Source organism: Yersinia rohdei ATCC 43380, assembly GCF_000173775.1.
Taxonomy (GTDB): Bacteria; Pseudomonadota; Gammaproteobacteria; order Enterobacterales; family Enterobacteriaceae; genus Yersinia; species Yersinia rohdei.
In genome coordinates this window covers 22,799-40,234 of the sequence record NZ_ACCD01000008.1, presented here as the reverse complement: position 1 = coordinate 40,234, position 17,436 = coordinate 22,799, and the positions used below count along the sequence as shown (strand labels likewise).

Genomic DNA, 17,436 nt, shown 5'->3' with positions numbered 1-17,436 from the left:
GATTCCACCGATATGAACGTAACAACATAAAAAATAGTGTTTTTTATTTTTTCGTGCTTAACTTTCATCACAGTCTGAAAACAGAAAGAGCATTTAATATGATTACCGCTACTATCTACGATCAGGTATGAAGAAATTACACATATACTTTATGCATTGGATACTGTCGATAAGGTCATGCTCTAGAGGCCAGAATAACTATAATGACTGGGGAAGCCAGGAATAGAGGAACCTAAATTTCTGGCAAAAATAACTAACAGATACATATACACTTTTAGAGGATCGAAAATGTTCGAAGACCAAGACACATCGATCCTTAATACTTATTTTGGTACCCCTAGCCCATTTTGGCGGCTAGCTTTTGATAGTCAGGCTTTAGAGTTGTCTGCGATTAAAGAGACGACTAACATTGCCATTCCCCTGAATTCAGTTCAAACAATGAAAATCCGGAGCTTAACCGGTATTACGGCCAGTTTAGACATTGAAATTGAAATTTATGGCAATCCTCTTCATTTGCATCTGGTAGGCCGTAAAATTAATGGCAAAGAATGGGGAGGAACAGCATCTGCCTATGCAGACACTGAATCTGTAGCCCGTGATTTAGTCATGGGCCTTTCCTTTGCAGAACAAGTGGTTTCTGAAGCCAACTCAGTTATTGTCATCCTCGATAAAAACGGCCACGTCCAACGTTTTAACCACCTTAGCGAGGAATATACCGGTAAAAAAGAGCAAGATGTTATAGGAAAAAATGTCTACGACTTATTTATGACGGCCAAGGAAGGAGCATCATCGCGTAAAAATATTGAAGGCTTTTTTCAGCGAGGTGCATCTTATGAAGTTGAACGTTGGATTAATACTGTCAAAGGGAAGCGTCTCTTTTTATTTCGCAACAAATTTGTTCATAGTGGCAGCGGAAAAAATGAACGTTATCTTATCTGTTCCGGAACTGATATTACCAAAGAGAGACGTGCTCAAGAACGACTAAGAGTATTGGCAAATACCGATATGATTACTGGTTTGCCCAACCGCCATGCAATTCATGAACGTATTAATAGCGCCATTCAAACTCGCGGTGATACCTCCGTAGGTATTATTTATCTCGATCTCGATAACTTCAAAAAAGTGAATGACCATTATGGTCATATGTTTGGTGATCGGTTACTGAAGGATGTTTCGCTAGCTATTTTAAGCTGTCTGGTTGATAACGAAATGCTTGCCCGACTAGGTGGCGATGAGTTTATTGTGCTGGTCGAAAATGCCACCATGCAGATGCTTGAGACCACAGCACAGCGGATTCTTAACCGCATGAAATTGCCATTCCGTGTGGGACTGATCGAGGTATATACCGGCTGCTCAATTGGCATAGCGCTATGCCCAGAACATGGCGATACTCTCGAAAATATTATTCGCAGTGCGGATACCGCTATGTACACTGCAAAAGAAAATGGAAAACAAACCTACTCCATTTTCTCACAACAGATGAACAAGAAAGTATCAGAATACGTTTGGCTCGATACCAATTTGCGCAAAGCGTTAGAACAGCATCAGTTAAAAGTTTTTTACCAACCTAAAATATCCACCAAAACGGGAAAAGTGCATAGTGTAGAAGCATTAGTCCGGTGGCAATCGCCTGAAAGAGGCTTAATTGCCCCTTCGGAGTTTATCTCATATGCAGAAGAGTCAGGGTTGATTAGGCCCTTGGGAAAATGGGTATTGCAGACATCAATGCAGCAGGCTGTAGATTGGAAAAAACGCGGTATTAACCTGCGTATTGCGGTTAATGTTTCTGCCCGCCAATTAATCGACGAGGCTATCGTCACCAGCTTTATTGAATCCCTCGAGGCCAGTGCGCTGGAATATAGCTTAGTTGATGTTGAATTAACCGAAAGTTGTCTAATTGATGATGAAGATGCTGCCATCAACATCATGAAACAACTGCGGCACTTAGGTGCGCAGGTTCATTTGGATGATTTTGGTACTGGCTATTCTTCACTTTCCCAATTAGCACGCATTCCTATTGATGCAATTAAACTAGATCAAAGTTTTGTTCGCCATATTCATAACAATCTTATTTCACAATCTCTGGTTCGAGCCATTATCGTTGTTGCCGAGGCACTTCACATGCGAGTGATTGCCGAAGGAGTAGAGACTAAAGAGGAAGAGGAATTCCTGGATTCTATTGGCATTGATGAAAAACAGGGTTTTCTTTATGCCAAACCAATGCCCGCGAGTGAACTGGAGCATTGGCTGGTAATACAACACCCTCACCTTTTACTGGATTAGATGCATAACACTATATTGCTTTTGGTAATGCCGAGGTATGCCGGTCTTGCAACATAACGAGCCTCTCGATATAAGCAATATCTTTCGGCTCGATAGAAAAGGCAGAATCTACCCAGTCTTCAGTAATATCCATCAACTCAGAACGCGTTAATTGCAAAACACGTTGCCGAACTCGGATCATAGCTCTTACACCATTTAGCTTAGGTCTGATCGTATCAATAAAAGTTCGAGTTGCAATATATGCATCACCTGGTTGAAATAACTTATCCACTAACCCACGGCTTTCATACCATTCAGCAGCATGAGATTCCCCAGTCCAAATTAATTGTTCCGCCACCCTCATACCCGCCTTTCTGGCAACCAATGAATATCCCCCCATGCCCGGAAATAAATTAAATGCTATTTCAGGAAACCCCATTCTGGCTGTCGTCTGTGCCAGCACAAAATGATGGGCTAATGCCGCTTCAAATCCACCACCTAACGCGCTCCCTTCAATCATGGCAATAGATATCGCACCTGTATCAAACCCACGAGCCGCTGCATGAACACAATCTACACAAGCTCGGGCATATGCCAGAAGAGCTTCACGTTTACGCTTTTGGATCATTTGCGCAAAAAAGCTTAAATCTCCTCCTACGTTAAACATATTAGGTACTACCGAGCCCGTAACCCAAAAATCAATGGGTAATTTTGACTCTTTAGCCGCTTGCACTAATGTCATAATATTTTCAATTAACTCGAGGTTAAAGCAAGGGCGCGGATGAGCGCGTAGTAGCATCCACATGGTATTACGCCCTTCTTCATAATAAGCCGATATTTGAGATAAATGACCGGCTTCAGTAAAAGAGCGGCAGCTAGGGAAATTAATCATATTCATATTCCATCCAATGAGTTAGTTGAACACAGATAGTGCTATCGCCATATCCTTCTTGAGGAAAAGCTGCATTTGCCTTAATGACGGCAACTTAAGCTGGCAGATAAATAGTGAGTCACCCAATGGATAAATGAGCAGTAACACATTAAAAATTTAAAAAACGGCCTGCTTAGTGCACAAATAGAGAATGAAGAGAATATATGTATTCATGAGAATTGAATTTCAGCACTGATGGGCATTTACAATATGCTGGTTATTTCACCTCTTATACGAATAGTCGGCACATTGTTATCCAAGATTTATAAGATAGCTAAACCCTCGTCGTTTAATGCCTTCAACATATTATTTTGGGGCCAAAAGAGAGTTTTATTGCCTATAAAGGAATTATTAGTGATATCTCGCAAGACAAAATGCACACAAAGGTAGCCACTGAACTGTCGGCAACACCCATGCAAATTTCAAGCAGTTACAAAACCGTAATAGGGATAAAAACTGCCTCCTGATGCATTGCGATGTGATTCGCTAGAGTAATCATAAAGAAACACAGCAATACCTGGTTAGTGCGGAAAAACTCACTTTCACCATAGAATCATTGATATATGATATTTGGTTAATTCTTTTTTTATTTATATATATCAATTAATTAATTAATATTTAGATTAGATTAACTAATCTAAAATGCATAGTTTAGAAAATATCAGTCGCACGCCCCTAACTTAGTGATTACTCTGCGACCTTTGCAGCCCTTAAGAAATTTAACTCATTATGTTACTTAGTGTTCTTTACATTATTGGTATCACAGCTGAAGCCATGACAGGTGCTCTGGCCGCGGGCCGCCGTCAAATGGATATGTTTGGCGTCATTATCATCGCCTCTGCAACTGCCATCGGTGGCGGCTCAGTCAGAGACATGCTGCTAGGCCACTATCCACTGGGTTGGGTTAAACATCCTGAATATATTGTGATTGTTGCCATTGCAGCAATTGTCACAACCTGGATGGCACCACTAATGAAGCATCTACGCCATTTATTTTTAGTGCTGGATGCTATTGGGCTTATTGTTTTTTCCATTATTGGTGCACAAATTGCCCTCGACATGGGCCACAGTACAATTATTGCAGCTATTGCAGCAGTGATTACTGGAGTCTTTGGTGGTGTGCTTCGCGACATGCTCTGTAACTGTATCCCATTGGTATTTCAGAAAGAAATCTATGCAGGTATCTCATTTGCCGCAGCCTGGATCTATATTGCCCTGCAACACACCCCACTATCTCATAACTGGGTTATTGTCATTACGCTAGTCACTGGGCTAAGTGCAAGATTAATAGCATTGAGATTCCGACTTGGTCTGCCCGTATTTAAATATGAGCATTCTGAACATTAAATAAAATGGGAGGGGATTACTCTTCAGGTCGGAATCCGGCAATACCCTGTTGAGATAAAAAATCCGCCATCTCTTGTACTTCAGGGTGAGACAAAAAATGATTAATTTGTTTTGCCCGCACGGCTCCAATACCAGAGATTAAGCGCCACTCAGCGATACTTCGTTGTTGTAGAGGATGCCAGTGAGAATCAACGACTCCCCCCAGAGGAAATCCCAAAGCAGGCAGCCATTGGGAAAAGGGCTTCAGTCTTGTGTTTTGAAATTGTTGATAAATCTTTTCTGCCCGTACTCGCCCAATACCGGGGACCGTCGCAATTTGCTCTGCAGTTAATGATAGCCACCCAACCATATCATTGATAAGTCCATGACGAACAATCTCACGCCAAAACCCACGGCCTACATTACGCATATCTAAACCCTTAGGGCCACTGAGCCATGCCAAGCGGGAAAGAAACTGTGGTTCACACTCAAGAGGCAATAGACGAAAACAACTCAATGGATGAAATTTATCCTTCTCTGGCGGGATAAGATATTCACGCTGGCTTACTCGCCAGACAACGTTTTCCAGCCTTGGAATACCCTGCCCCGCCAATGTGATAGTGACTTGATCTCCCACTGCAATATTCCATTGTCGCCAAAGTGCTAAGGATCCAATATTCACCCGTCGAATCTGTTTATCATCAATTTTTACGGGTGCAACCTGTAAAACCACAGTAATTTTGCCTGTCCGACCAATAGTAAAATGAATGTCTTGGATTTCGGTCGTTTTCTGCAATGGTGGATATTTCCACGCCACAGACCAGTTACCGGATGCTGCCCGCCAATAGCGGCCGGCAGGTTCTTCCTCTTGGCGAATGACAACACCATCAGTTACAAAAGGCAGCGGAGTTTGATACCAGAAATCCCGCCACTGCATCACATCCTGACTTGAGGTCACAGGTTTGCTGTATTTAGCCGCCAAAGGGAAGCCCATCTCTTGCAGCAATGTGGTTTTCTCCACCAGATTTTTCGGGCCATCCGGCCATGCCCAAATAAAAACGCCAAGATTAGCCAGCAATGGCGACATCGTCTTACGCATTAGAGCGCCAGCAACAGAGGCCCTGGCATTGACTCCTCCTGACTGCACCTGTTGATGTCCGTCCATTTGCAGGAATAGCTCGCCTTGCAGAGTTAACCATGGAGGTGCCATTGAAATATGTTGCGGAATAGCTGAAATAAATGGCGCTTTATCAGTCCAGTTTAGGCCTTTCAGTCCATTACCTCGGCTAAGAAGCTGTATCAATTCTCCGGCTTGATACACCAGCGTAACCGCAACACCGTCTACTTTTGGTTGTACCCAGAGATCTTCTCGTCCCGACATCCAGTCAGCCAGTGCATTTTCATCTTTAAGTTTTTTTAATCCAGTATGGGCCACAGGATGAAGTAACTTCCCATCACCAGGTATTAAAGTATTATTCGCTTTATCGGGTAGCCCTAGACACTCTCGCCACCCATGCAATTTATCCTGCAACTGGTCGTAAATATCATCATCCAACAGGCTAATCCCTTGCTGGTGATAAGCCACATCCAACTGGTTAAGCTGCTTAACCAAAATATTTATTTCATCAGAGGCTCTTTTTTCTGACCATTCAGGGCAGACCGGTTTGGCTCTGACCTCCCAAGTTATAAACCCAACTATCAGTAAGGCTAGTATTTTTATATTTTGCACTCTCATCAGCGCCTCCTTTTTTGGTAACCGGAGTAAAACCTGAAATGTCTTGTCCGTCGAAGGCAAAAAGATTTAAATGCGCACGCTACCGAAAAATACTTTTATGCTTGCTGCAACAAGCTGAAATTACGCAATACTCCCCGCAAAAGCATAAAATCGTGCTGTTTATAGACAAAACATTCGGGTGAAATGCGTTGTAACGCTGCATGACGTGTAACAGCCGTGTATACTGTGCGGAGATTCACACTTCTGCTTTCTATATACACCCAACGTAATTGGCGTTGCAGATAGGCTGCAAACGAGCAAATTCCAGGTTCCTGATAACATCAGTAACTCTGGTTAGAGACCTCGTTAGCTCCGCTGTAACTTCAAGTAATAAGGGTATATCAACCTAATCAACTGAAACGTCATCATGGTTCAAGGCACGCTATACATAGTTTCCGCGCCCAGTGGGGCAGGGAAATCAAGCCTGATTCAGGCTTTGTTAAAAACACAACCTTTGTACGACACGCAGGTTTCTATTTCTCATACCACACGTGATAAACGTCCAGGGGAGAATCACGGCGAACATTACTTCTTTGTTTCTAAGGATGAGTTTTGCCAGATGATTGATGACGATGCTTTTCTTGAGCATGCCAAAGTATTTGAAAATTACTATGGCACCTCACGTCTGGCAATTGAGCAGGTTCTCGCAACCGGTGTTGATGTATTTTTAGACATCGATTGGCAAGGCGCGCAGCAAATTCGCGCAAAAATGCCAACCGCACGCAGTATTTTTATTTTGCCTCCATCCAAAGAAGAATTGGATCGCCGTTTACGTGGCCGTGGGCAAGATAGCGAAGAGGTCATTGCTAAGCGGATGGCGCAAGCTGTCGCTGAGATGACCCATTACGCAGAGTATGATTATTTAATCGTGAATGATGATTTCAATCTGGCATTGTCTGATCTGAAAACCATTATTCGTGCAGAACGACTGCGTTTAGGCCGCCAAAAACAGCGGCATGACGCTTTAATCAGCAAATTATTGGCAGACTGAACAGAGTTTCAGTATCATGCCCAGTCATTTCGTCACCTGTGGAGTAGCAGAATTATGGCACGCGTAACTGTTCAAGACGCTGTAGAGAAAATTGGTAACCGTTTTGACCTGGTGTTGGTCGCTGCTCGTCGGGCACGTCAAATCCAGTCCGGCGGTAAAGACGCACTGGTTCCAGAAGAAAACGATAAAGTTACTGTGATTGCGCTACGTGAAATCGAAGAAGGCCTGATTACTAATCAGATTCTTGATGTCCGTGAGCGCCAAGAACAGCAAGAGCAGGAAGCCGCAGAGATCCAAGCGGTAACCGCAATTGCTGAAGGTCGTCGTTAATTAGACAGCGAGTCTACTTTGTACCTGTTTGAAAGCCTGAATCTGCTGATTCAACGATACCTGCCAGAGGAGCAGATTAAGCGCCTCAAACAGGCATATCTTGTCGCACGTGATGCTCACGAGGGACAGACACGCTCCAGTGGTGAGCCTTATATCACTCACCCGGTAGCCGTGGCTTGTATTCTCGCTGAGATGCGGCTCGATTACGAAACCTTAATGGCGGCGCTGTTACATGACGTCATTGAAGATACACCCGCTACATATCAAGATATGGAGCAGTTGTTTGGAAAAAGTGTAGCCGAGCTGGTCGAGGGTGTCTCTAAGCTCGACAAACTTAATTTCCGCGACAAGAAAGAAGCTCAGGCAGAAAACTTCCGTAAAATGATCATGGCGATGGTGCAGGATATCCGCGTCATCTTGATCAAGTTGGCTGACCGCACGCACAACATGCGAACACTGGGTTCTTTGCGCCCAGATAAACGCCGTCGTATTGCCCGTGAAACCCTTGAGATATATAGCCCACTTGCTCACCGGCTGGGTATTCATCATTTAAAAATCGAGCTGGAAGAGCTAGGTTTTGAAGCTCTCTATCCCAATCGCTACCGCGTCATTAAAGAAGTGGTGAAAGCTGCTCGCGGTAACCGCAAAGAGATGATTCAGAAAATCTTGGCGGAGATTGAAGGGCGGCTGACAGAAGCTGGCATCCCTTGTCGGGTCAGTGGTCGCGAAAAGCATCTCTATTCAATCTATTGCAAGATGAACCTGAAGGAGCAGCGTTTTCACTCCATCATGGATATCTATGCTTTTCGGGTTATCGTTAAAGAAGTTGATACTTGTTATCGGGTATTAGGTCAGGCTCACAGCCTGTATAAACCTCGCCCTGGCCGTGTAAAAGACTATATTGCTATCCCTAAAGCTAACGGCTATCAATCGTTACATACCTCATTAATCGGCCCTCATGGGGTTCCGGTAGAGGTACAAATCCGTACTGAAGATATGGATCAGATGGCTGAAATGGGGGTGGCTGCCCACTGGGCTTATAAGGAACAAGGTGAGTCCGGCACCACTGCGCAAATCCGTGCTCAGCGCTGGATGCAAAGCTTGTTGGAACTCCAACAAAGTGCGGGCAGCTCATTTGAATTTATTGAAAGTGTAAAATCTGATTTATTCCCGGATGAGATTTACGTTTTCACCCCGGAAGGACGCATTGTTGAATTACCTGCCGGAGCCACACCTGTCGATTTTGCTTATGCTGTGCATACCGATATTGGTCATGCTTGTGTCGGTGCTCGCGTTGACCGCCAGCCATATCCGCTTTCTCAGCCGCTGAGCAGTGGTCAAACTGTTGAAATCATTACAGCTCCAGGTGCACGACCTAATGCCGCATGGCTTAATTTTGTCGTCAGTTCAAAAGCTCGCGCTAAAATTCGCCAATTGCTTAAAAACCTTAAACGTGATGAATCGGTAAGCCTTGGCCGTCGATTGCTAAACCATGCGTTAGGGAATGGCCGAAAACTGTCTGATATTCCTGAAGAAAATATCAAGCATGAACTGGACCGTATGAAGCTGGCTACGCTGGATGATTTGCTGGCAGAAATTGGCTTAGGCAATGCAATGAGTGTGGTGGTGGCTAAAAACCTCTTGGGTGACCAATCTACACTGGCGTCCTCTGGTACCCGTAATCTGGCAATTAAAGGTGCCGATGGCGTCCTCATTACCTTTGCCAAGTGCTGCCGTCCGATTGCGGGTGACCCTATTATCGCCCATATCAGCCCAGGCAAAGGTTTGGTTATCCATCATGAATCCTGTCGTAATATCCGTGGTTACCAAAAAGAACCTGAGAAATTTATGGCGGTTGAGTGGGATCAAGAGACTGAGCAAGAATATATTGCTGAAATTAAAGTCGATATGTTCAACCAACAGGGTGCTCTGGCTAATCTGACAGCCGCAATTAATGCAGCTGAGTCCAATATTCAGAGCCTGAATACTGAAGAGAAAGATGGCCGGGTATACAGCGCCTTTATTCGCCTGACTACTCGTGACCGAGTCCATCTGGCTAACATTATGCGTAAAATTCGTATCATGCCAGATGTGGTTAAAGTCAGCCGCAACCGAAATTAACGCCGATGAATCCTCAACGCTATGCGCGGATTTGTGGAATGCTTGCAACCAGACAGCCGGATCTGACGGTCTGTCTGGAGCAAGTACATAAACCCCATAATGTATCCGCAATTATTCGTACTGCTGATGCCGTTGGCATTCATCAAGTACATGCAATTTGGCCAACCACTGAAATGTATACGCGGCTTTCTTCTGCTGCGGGCAGTAACAGCTGGGTACAGGTCAAAACACACGCCCATATTACTGATGCAATTACCTATCTAAAATCACAGGGCATGCAAATACTTGCAACTCATCTATCTGATAAAGCTGTAGATTTCCGTGAAATCGACTATACCCTCCCAACCTGCATTTTAATGGGTCAGGAGAAAACCGGCATATCTGAAGAAGCGCTAGCATTGGCAGATAAAGACATCATTATTCCGATGATCGGAATGGTGCAATCACTGAACGTCTCTGTCGCCTCTGCATTAATTTTATATGAAGCGCAACGCCAGCGGCAAAATGCAGGTATGTATCAGCGAGCACAGAGCGCTTTACCAAAAGATGAACAACAGCGGCTACTGTTTGAAGGCGGTTACCCGGTTTTAGCACAGGTTGCCAAACGTAAAGGGCTCCCCCAGCCTCATATTGATGAGCAAGGCCAGGTCATTGCCGATGAGCAATGGTGGGCCGCCATGCAATCCACGGAGTCTTAAATGAAAGGCCGCCTACTGGATGCCGTCCCCCTCAGTACACTTTCCGGTGTTGGCGCAAGTCAAGCTGGGAAACTGGCTAAACTGGGTTTGGAAACCATTCAAGACTTGTTACTCCACCTGCCACTGCGTTATGAAGACCGTACCCAACTGTACCGTATTGGTGACTTATTACCCGGCCTTTGCGTGACGGTAGAGGGTGAAGTTCTCCGCTCTGATATCAGTTTTGGTCGCCGACGGATGATGACCTGCCAAATAACCGACGGCAGCGGTGTTCTTACTCTGCGCTTTTTTAACTTCAACGCTGCGATGAAAAACAGCCTATCTCCGGGTAAGCATGTTATTGCCTATGGTGAAGCTAAGCGGGGGAATACCGGCCCGGAAATCATTCACCCTGAATATCGGGTGCATGGAGAGAATATCGGCGTTGAATTGCAAGAGTCACTTACGCCGGTTTATCCCACGACAGAAGGGATCCGCCAGGCAACATTGCGCAAACTTATCGATCAGGCGCTAGCAATGCTGGATACCAGCGTTATTGCTGAGTTACTTCCAATTGAGCTGAGCCGCTCCCTAATTAGTCTCCCTGAAGCTATTCATACTTTGCATCGCCCACCAGCAAACATTCAACTGACCGATTTAGAGCAGGGCAAGCACCCCGCACAGCGGCGGCTGATTATGGAAGAATTACTGGCCCATAATCTCAGTATGTTGGCCGTCAGAGCGGGAGCACAAAGCTATCGGGCGCTGCCTCTGCTGGCTGAAGATAATCTTAAGCAACGTTTTCTGGCCGCTCTGCCTTTCACGCCGACCGGAGCCCAACAGCGAGTGGTGGCAGAAATCGAGCAAGATATGACCCATAATTACCCCATGATGCGACTGATTCAGGGGGATGTGGGATCAGGAAAAACATTGGTGGCCGCACTGGCGGCACTACGTGCTATCGCCCAAGGTAAACAGGTGGCATTGATGGCCCCTACCGAATTATTAGCTGAGCAGCATGCGAATACTTTCCGCCAATGGCTCGAACCCTTAGGGTTAGAAGTTGGCTGGTTGGCTGGCAAACAAAAAGGGAAAGCACGTCTGGCGCAGCAAGAAGCTGTCGCCAGCGGTCAGGTTGCAATGGTTGTCGGCACCCACGCCATGTTTCAGGAGCAAGTAAAGTTTTCTGGATTGGCGCTGGTTATTATTGATGAGCAGCATCGTTTTGGCGTTCACCAGCGGCTGGCGTTATGGGAAAAGGGTGAGGAACAAGGTTTCCATCCGCATCAGTTAATTATGACCGCGACCCCCATCCCACGAACCTTAGCCATGACTGCGTATGCTGATCTTGATACCTCAGTTATTGACGAACTCCCTCCTGGCCGAACACCGGTCACGACGGTGGCCATTCCTGATACCCGCCGCAGCGATGTTATTCAGCGGGTCAAAAATGCGTGTTTGGAAGAGGGCCGACAAGCCTATTGGGTTTGCACCCTAATTGAAGAGTCCGAGCTGTTGGAAGCTCAAGCCGCCGAAGTCACCTGTGAAGAATTGAGAATTGCCCTGCCAGAAATTAAAGTCGGCTTAGTGCATGGCCGCATGAAAGGGCCGGAAAAACAGGCGGTTATGTTGGCCTTTAAACAAGGTGAGTTACAATTATTGGTTGCGACCACAGTGATTGAGGTCGGGGTTGATGTGCCTAATGCCAGTCTGATGATTATTGATAACCCAGAGCGTCTGGGATTAGCCCAATTACACCAATTACGTGGCCGAGTGGGTCGTGGGGCTGTAGCCTCACATTGTGTCTTGCTTTATAAAACGCCGCTGAGTAAAACAGCCCAAATGCGTTTACAAGTATTGCGTGATAGCAATGATGGCTTTGTTATTGCCCAGCGAGATTTGGAAATTCGTGGCCCCGGCGAATTATTAGGTACACGACAGACCGGCAGTACCGAGTTTAAAGTCGCTGATTTGCTACGCGACCAAGCAATGATCCCAGAAGTTCAGCGGGTGGCTCGCCACCTACACCAGCAATATCCTGAACATGCCCGGGCCTTGATAGAGCGCTGGTTACCGGAGAGAACGCGTTATACCAATGCTTAAGAATCTGTTATTTTTCAGATTACAGATATATTGGCAATTATCACTTACCCGGATAACTGACTGATATAAGCTCTTCCGGTATCCGCTTTTTTGTATCTTAAAATATAAATCATTGGGGTGGGTTATATACCCCCACCCCAATATCCTTTTATCCCGCAACTGCCGGGAAGATTGGCAGTAGCAGATAAAGCTTAATGACAATCACATTGACGATATCAATGAAGAACGCGCCAACCATCGGCACCACCAAAAAGGCTAAGTGTGATGGGCCAAAACGGTCAGTAATAGCCTGCATATTAGCAATCGCGGTTGGTGTTGCGCCTAAACCAAAACCACAATGCCCTGCTGCCAGCACTGCCGCATCATAGTTTTTGCCCATCAACCGATAAGTAACGAAGATAGCATACAGCGCCATCGCCAATGCCTGCACCGACAGGATAACCAACATTGGTAATGCCAGTGATGCCAGTTCCCACAGTTTCAAGCTCATCAATGCCATTGCCAGGAACAGTGACAAACTGACGTTGCCCAATACCGATACCGCGCGATCAAAGACTTTATAGAAACCTATTGCCGATACCGTGTTACTGAGGATAACCCCGACGAATAACACACAAACAAAGGTGGGTAATTCAAACATCGTGCTTTGTAACGCATTGGCTATGACTTGGCCCGCCATCAGGCAAATAGCAATCATGGCAATGGTTTCAACCAATACCAATGAAGTAATCATACGGCCAGCAGAGGGTTTTTCGAAGGCCGTAGGCACTTCGCTATCATCAGGGGTGCCGTTCGGCGTAGAAGAATGTTTGACCAAATAGCGGGCAACCGGGCCACCAATCAACCCGCCCAGCACTAAACCAAAGGTTGCGCAGGCCATAGCAACTTCAGTTGCGTTTTCAAAGCCATAGCGTTCAACAAACACTTTACTCCACGCGGCACCTGTACCATGCCCACCTGATAGTGTAATTGAACCGGCCAATAATCCCATCAATGGGTCTAACCCCATCAATTTCGCGAGTGCAATACCAATTGCGTTTTGCATCAGTAGCAAACCGACGACGGCAAAAACAAATATACTGAGGGTCTTACCACCTGCGCGTAAACTGGCCAAGTTGGCATTCAGACCAATGGTTGCAAAAAATGCCAGCATCAAGGGGTCTTTCAGCGACATATCAAAACTGATTTCCCAACCCAGAGTCTTTTGCATCAGTAACAACATAAAAGCCACCAGCAAACCACCAGCAACCGGTTCCGGGATAGTGTATTTTTTTAGAAAGGGAACGGTTTGTACGAGTTTTCGGCCTAACAGTAAAACCAAACAGGCCGCGACGAGCGTGCCATAGGTATCGAGATGAAACATCTTGGTACTCCATGTAATTGAAATATATAATAAAAATATGACGTTAGACAATCCCTCAATAAACGCCAAAACAGTAATAGGGGGGATTAGAAAAAATTTCTCAACTAATTACAAGTTTAGTCATTAAATAATAGATATCGGTATCAGTTCAGTATATTAAAAAAATACAGCGCAACCGATTGCTTTTGTGAGGCGGATCATTAAAATGCCCTCTTTGCCGATCCGGAAATGCCACTCCATGTCTACGCAATCTGCAGAGCTTGATACACCGCAACCAACAACAACTCGCCCTAGCGAATTAATTTATCGATTAGAAGACCGCCCTCCTCTTGCCCAAACACTGTTCGCAGCGTGCCAACATTTATTGGCCATGTTTGTTGCAGTGATAACTCCAGGCCTACTGATTTGTCAGGCACTGGGATTGCCGGCGGAAGATACCCAAAGAATTATTAGTATGTCGCTGTTTGCATCCGGCCTGGCCTCGTTATTACAAATTAAAACTTGGGGGCCTGTTGGCTCCGGGCTGTTATCCATTCAGGGCACCAGTTTTAACTTTGTTGCTCCACTTATTATGGGTGGTCTGGCACTGAAAAATGGTGGGGCAGATATCCCAACCATGATGGCTGCACTGTTCGGCACCTTGATGATAGCCTCTTGCACCGAAATCATACTTTCCCGTTTCCTGCATTTGGCGCGCCGTATTATCACGCCACTGGTATCCGGTATAGTGGTGATGATCATTGGGCTATCGTTGATTCAGGTCGGGTTGACATCTATTGGTGGTGGTTATGGCGCAATGAGCGACCACACCTTCGGCGCACCAAAAAACCTGTTATTAGCTGGCTCAGTATTGTTAGTTATTATTTTACTTAATCGCCAGCGCAACCCGTATCTGCGCGTAGCCTCTTTAGTTATCGCGATGGCAGTAGGTTACCTGCTGGCTTGGGCGCTGGGCATGCTGCCGGAAAGCCGTCCAGTAGTGGACACCGCCCTCATTACTATCCCCACACCGCTGTACTATGGTTTGTCTTTTGACTGGAACCTGTTGGTGCCGCTGATGCTTATCTTTATGGTGACTTCACTTGAGACCATCGGGGATATCACGGCGACCTCAGATGTATCCGAGCAACCGGTTAATGGCCCGCTGTATATGAAACGCCTAAAAGGCGGTGTGCTGGCGAATGGTTTGAACTCGATGCTATCAGCCGTGTTCAACACCTTCCCTAACTCCTGTTTCGGCCAGAACAATGGGGTTATCCAACTGACCGGTGTTGCCAGTCGCTATGTTGGTTTTGTTGTCGCGCTGATGCTGATTGTTCTGGGCCTGTTCCCTGCAGTTGCCGGTTTTGTACAGCATATTCCTGAACCGGTGCTGGGCGGAGCAACGCTGGTGATGTTCGGTACTATCGCCGCGTCAGGTGTGCGCATAGTGTCACGTGAAACCCTCAATCGCCGAGCGATTATGATTATGGCGCTATCATTGGCAGTCGGTATGGGAGTGGCACAGCAACCATTAATTCTGCAATTTGCACCTGACTGGGTTAAAACCCTGCTTTCTTCCGGGATTGCCGCCGGTGGTATTACTGCCATCGTGCTTAACTTGCTCTTCCCACAAGAAAAATAATCTTTTCGCCAATACGTCACGAAAATGGTCGGTCATACAAAATACCGGCCATTTTTTATGCTCAGTTAACTGATTATCTATTGAGCTAATGGAGAATTTGCGGCATAAACAAGGATGTGTATTTTGATTGGTGTGGAAAAACCGGATGAAATTTCTCGGGAAAGTGCTACTAACGTTATTATTGCTACTGGTTCTGTTTATTGTTTTGAGCTACGTATTGCTTCAGACCAGTTGGGCCGCAGGCTGGATAAGCCGCTGGGTCAGTGATAACAGCGAATATCGCCTCTCTCTGGGGAAAATAGACCATTCATGGTCGCAACCTGGACAACTCAGTTTTACCGATGTCACTCTTAGCCGCGCCAACCAACCCCCCTTTCTTCTCGCCCAGCAGGCCCTCTTTGGTTTGAGCTGGCAACAACTGACTGACCCTCGTCATTTTCGCAGTCTTAATCTGCAAAATGGCAGCTTAACCCTGAATAACCATACCGCACCATTACCGCTGCAGGCAGATACTTTACAACTGACCAATATGGCGCTGAATACCTCTATCGCGCAAAAAAATGCTACAGGTGAATGGAAAGTTGCTGGCCAGCAAATTAATGGTGGGTTGGTTCCCTGGTTACCCCTGCCGGGCAATAGTTTGGGTGAAAATGCGCAATTTCAGTTTAGCGCGGGTTCACTGACCATTAATGGCATCACTGCCCAGAAACTTTATCTGCAAGGCTCAATACAGAAAAATGTGCTGACGCTGAATAATTTCGGTGCAGATATTGCCCAAGGGGAACTAACGGGTAATGCCAGCCAATCAGCTGACGGCAATTGGCAGATTGACCGCCTGCGCTTGAGCAATATTCGACTACAAACGCCAGCTACTTTAGACGATGTTTGGAATACATTTTTACAACTGCCACCTATTACACTAAAACGCTTTGATTTAATTGATGCCCGCGTCGAAGGGAATAACTGGGCATTTAATGATTTGGATCTAACACTTAAAAATATCACTTTTAAGCAAGGCGATTGGCAGACTAATGATGGAGAGCTGTCCTTCAATGCGGGGGATATTATCAAAGGTAATATTCATCTGATTGACCCGATTGCGACATTTGCCTTATCACCGGCGGGCATTGTAATTAATCAATTCTCGACCCGCTGGCAGGATGGTCTATTAAGAACTAAAGGCAGTTGGACGCGAGATAATAACCGATTGCAATTAGATGAACTGACACTGGTGGCGCTGGTATATACACTCCCGGAAGACTGGAAGCAGCAATGGCAGCAGACACTACCCAACTGGTTGTCAGAGGTGTACGTTGGGAAATTAAGTGCTAACCGTAATTTATTGATTGATATTAACCCAGATTTTCCATTCCAAATTACCTCACTGGACGCGATGGGGACTAACTTGCTACTGGCAAAAAACCATCAGTGGGGCGTGTGGTCTGGTTCTCTGATATTGAATGCCGGTAATGCGACATTTAATAAAAATGATGTTCGACGCCCATCACTCGCCTTGAGTGCTAATGAGCAGCAAATAACATTTAGTGATTTAAGTGCTTTCACTAAAGAAGGGTTGCTGGAGGCCACCGCCAGTATTGACCAAACACCTGACCGAGCCTTATCTCTGAAACTTACCGGCCGCTCCGTCGATCTCAATATCTTACAAAACTGGGGTTGGCCAGTATTGCCGCTGCAAGGGCTGGGTAATCTGGAATTACAGATAAAAGGTAATCTAACCGCAGATACCCCATTAAAACCGACGATTAGCGGCTCCCTGAAAGCCACTGACAGCCACGGGCAACAACTTAATCAACTGATGCAGCATGGCGAACTGCATACTGTAGCGGAGCAATAGGGAGCTTACATAGCCCCCGTTGTTCTCAAGCATCGCAAAATACTTTTAACTAGCACAGCCGATTACGTAAAATCGTAAA

The 17,436-nt window shown here is 45.8% G+C and carries 12 protein-coding genes; 9 read left to right on the top strand and 3 right to left on the bottom strand.

Translation table 11 applies throughout. The features are described 5' to 3' along the window. Positions 1-288 precede the first annotated feature (288 nt). Positions 289-2,283 carry a cyclic di-GMP phosphodiesterase gene (gene pdeR, locus YROHD0001_RS10365; protein ID WP_004714372.1) on the top strand — a complete coding sequence of 665 codons (1,995 nt, stop codon included), beginning with the start codon at positions 289-291 and terminating at the stop codon, positions 2,281-2,283. 10 nt (positions 2,284-2,293) lie between these two features. Here pdeR and YROHD0001_RS10370 read toward each other — a convergent pair whose 3' ends face one another. Then, on the bottom strand, positions 2,294-3,160 hold the full coding sequence (locus YROHD0001_RS10370) for a crotonase/enoyl-CoA hydratase family protein (protein WP_004714371.1): 867 nt from the start codon (positions 3,158-3,160) through the stop codon (positions 2,294-2,296). Between the two features lie 762 nt (positions 3,161-3,922). Here YROHD0001_RS10370 and YROHD0001_RS10375 point away from each other — a divergent pair. Beyond that, positions 3,923-4,540: a trimeric intracellular cation channel family protein gene (locus YROHD0001_RS10375; RefSeq protein ID WP_004714369.1), complete on the top strand. Its 618-nt coding sequence runs from the start codon at positions 3,923-3,925 to the stop codon at positions 4,538-4,540. A gap of 16 nt (positions 4,541-4,556) precedes the next feature. Here YROHD0001_RS10375 and ligB read toward each other — a convergent pair whose 3' ends face one another. Further along, the gene (ligB, locus tag YROHD0001_RS10380) at positions 4,557-6,254 is read right to left on the bottom strand and encodes an NAD-dependent DNA ligase LigB (RefSeq protein WP_032816686.1); all 1,698 of its coding nucleotides are present in this window, start codon (positions 6,252-6,254) and stop codon (positions 4,557-4,559) included. Between the two features lie 406 nt (positions 6,255-6,660). Here ligB and gmk point away from each other — a divergent pair, with 406 nt between their 5' ends. From gmk to recG, 5 genes are read left to right on the top strand one after another with little or no spacing between them, the layout of a single operon-like run. Then, a complete protein-coding gene (gene gmk, locus YROHD0001_RS10385; protein ID WP_004714367.1) occupies positions 6,661-7,284 on the top strand; it encodes a guanylate kinase in 624 nt (207 codons plus the stop codon). A gap of 54 nt (positions 7,285-7,338) precedes the next feature. Continuing rightward, on the top strand, positions 7,339-7,614 hold the full coding sequence (gene rpoZ, locus YROHD0001_RS10390; protein WP_004392061.1) for a DNA-directed RNA polymerase subunit omega: 276 nt from the start codon (positions 7,339-7,341) through the stop codon (positions 7,612-7,614). 18 nt (positions 7,615-7,632) lie between these two features. Next, positions 7,633-9,735: a bifunctional GTP diphosphokinase/guanosine-3',5'-bis pyrophosphate 3'-pyrophosphohydrolase gene (gene spoT, locus YROHD0001_RS10395; protein WP_004714366.1), complete on the top strand. Its 2,103-nt coding sequence runs from the start codon at positions 7,633-7,635 to the stop codon at positions 9,733-9,735. A 5-nt stretch (positions 9,736-9,740) separates the two neighbouring features. Then, positions 9,741-10,433, top strand: a complete 693-nt coding sequence (gene trmH / locus YROHD0001_RS10400; RefSeq protein WP_004714365.1) for a tRNA (guanosine(18)-2'-O)-methyltransferase TrmH — start codon at positions 9,741-9,743, stop codon at positions 10,431-10,433. After that, the gene (gene recG, locus YROHD0001_RS10405) at positions 10,434-12,515 is read left to right on the top strand and encodes an ATP-dependent DNA helicase RecG (RefSeq protein WP_004714364.1); all 2,082 of its coding nucleotides are present in this window, start codon (positions 10,434-10,436) and stop codon (positions 12,513-12,515) included. A 148-nt stretch (positions 12,516-12,663) separates the two neighbouring features. On the opposite strand, the gene gltS is transcribed toward recG, so the two are convergent. Then, positions 12,664-13,878, bottom strand: coding sequence for a sodium/glutamate symporter (gltS, locus tag YROHD0001_RS10410; RefSeq protein ID WP_004714363.1), 1,215 nt, complete (start codon positions 13,876-13,878; stop codon positions 12,664-12,666). Between the two features lie 238 nt (positions 13,879-14,116). Between gltS and YROHD0001_RS10415 the strand changes: the two genes are divergently transcribed. Beyond that, the gene (locus tag YROHD0001_RS10415; RefSeq protein ID WP_004714362.1) at positions 14,117-15,502 is read left to right on the top strand and encodes a uracil-xanthine permease family protein; all 1,386 of its coding nucleotides are present in this window, start codon (positions 14,117-14,119) and stop codon (positions 15,500-15,502) included. Between the two features lie 145 nt (positions 15,503-15,647). Further along, entirely contained in the window at positions 15,648-17,357 is a 1,710-nt protein-coding gene (locus YROHD0001_RS10420; RefSeq protein ID WP_032816684.1) for an AsmA family protein, read from the top strand. Positions 17,358-17,436: the final 79 nt, after the last annotated feature.

Coding starts and splice junctions, on each gene's coding strand:
- pdeR (WP_004714372.1), top strand. CDS start 289: ATGTTCGAAGACCAAGACACATCGATCCTTAATACTTATTTTGGTACC.
- YROHD0001_RS10370 (WP_004714371.1), bottom strand. CDS start 3,160: ATGAATATGATTAATTTCCCTAGCTGCCGCTCTTTTACTGAAGCCGGT.
- YROHD0001_RS10375 (WP_004714369.1), top strand. CDS start 3,923: ATGTTACTTAGTGTTCTTTACATTATTGGTATCACAGCTGAAGCCATG.
- ligB (WP_032816686.1), bottom strand. CDS start 6,254: ATGAGAGTGCAAAATATAAAAATACTAGCCTTACTGATAGTTGGGTTT.
- gmk (WP_004714367.1), top strand. CDS start 6,661: ATGGTTCAAGGCACGCTATACATAGTTTCCGCGCCCAGTGGGGCAGGG.
- rpoZ (WP_004392061.1), top strand. CDS start 7,339: ATGGCACGCGTAACTGTTCAAGACGCTGTAGAGAAAATTGGTAACCGT.
- trmH (WP_004714365.1), top strand. CDS start 9,741: ATGAATCCTCAACGCTATGCGCGGATTTGTGGAATGCTTGCAACCAGA.
- recG (WP_004714364.1), top strand. CDS start 10,434: ATGAAAGGCCGCCTACTGGATGCCGTCCCCCTCAGTACACTTTCCGGT.
- gltS (WP_004714363.1), bottom strand. CDS start 13,878: ATGTTTCATCTCGATACCTATGGCACGCTCGTCGCGGCCTGTTTGGTT.
- YROHD0001_RS10415 (WP_004714362.1), top strand. CDS start 14,117: ATGTCTACGCAATCTGCAGAGCTTGATACACCGCAACCAACAACAACT.
- YROHD0001_RS10420 (WP_032816684.1), top strand. CDS start 15,648: ATGAAATTTCTCGGGAAAGTGCTACTAACGTTATTATTGCTACTGGTT.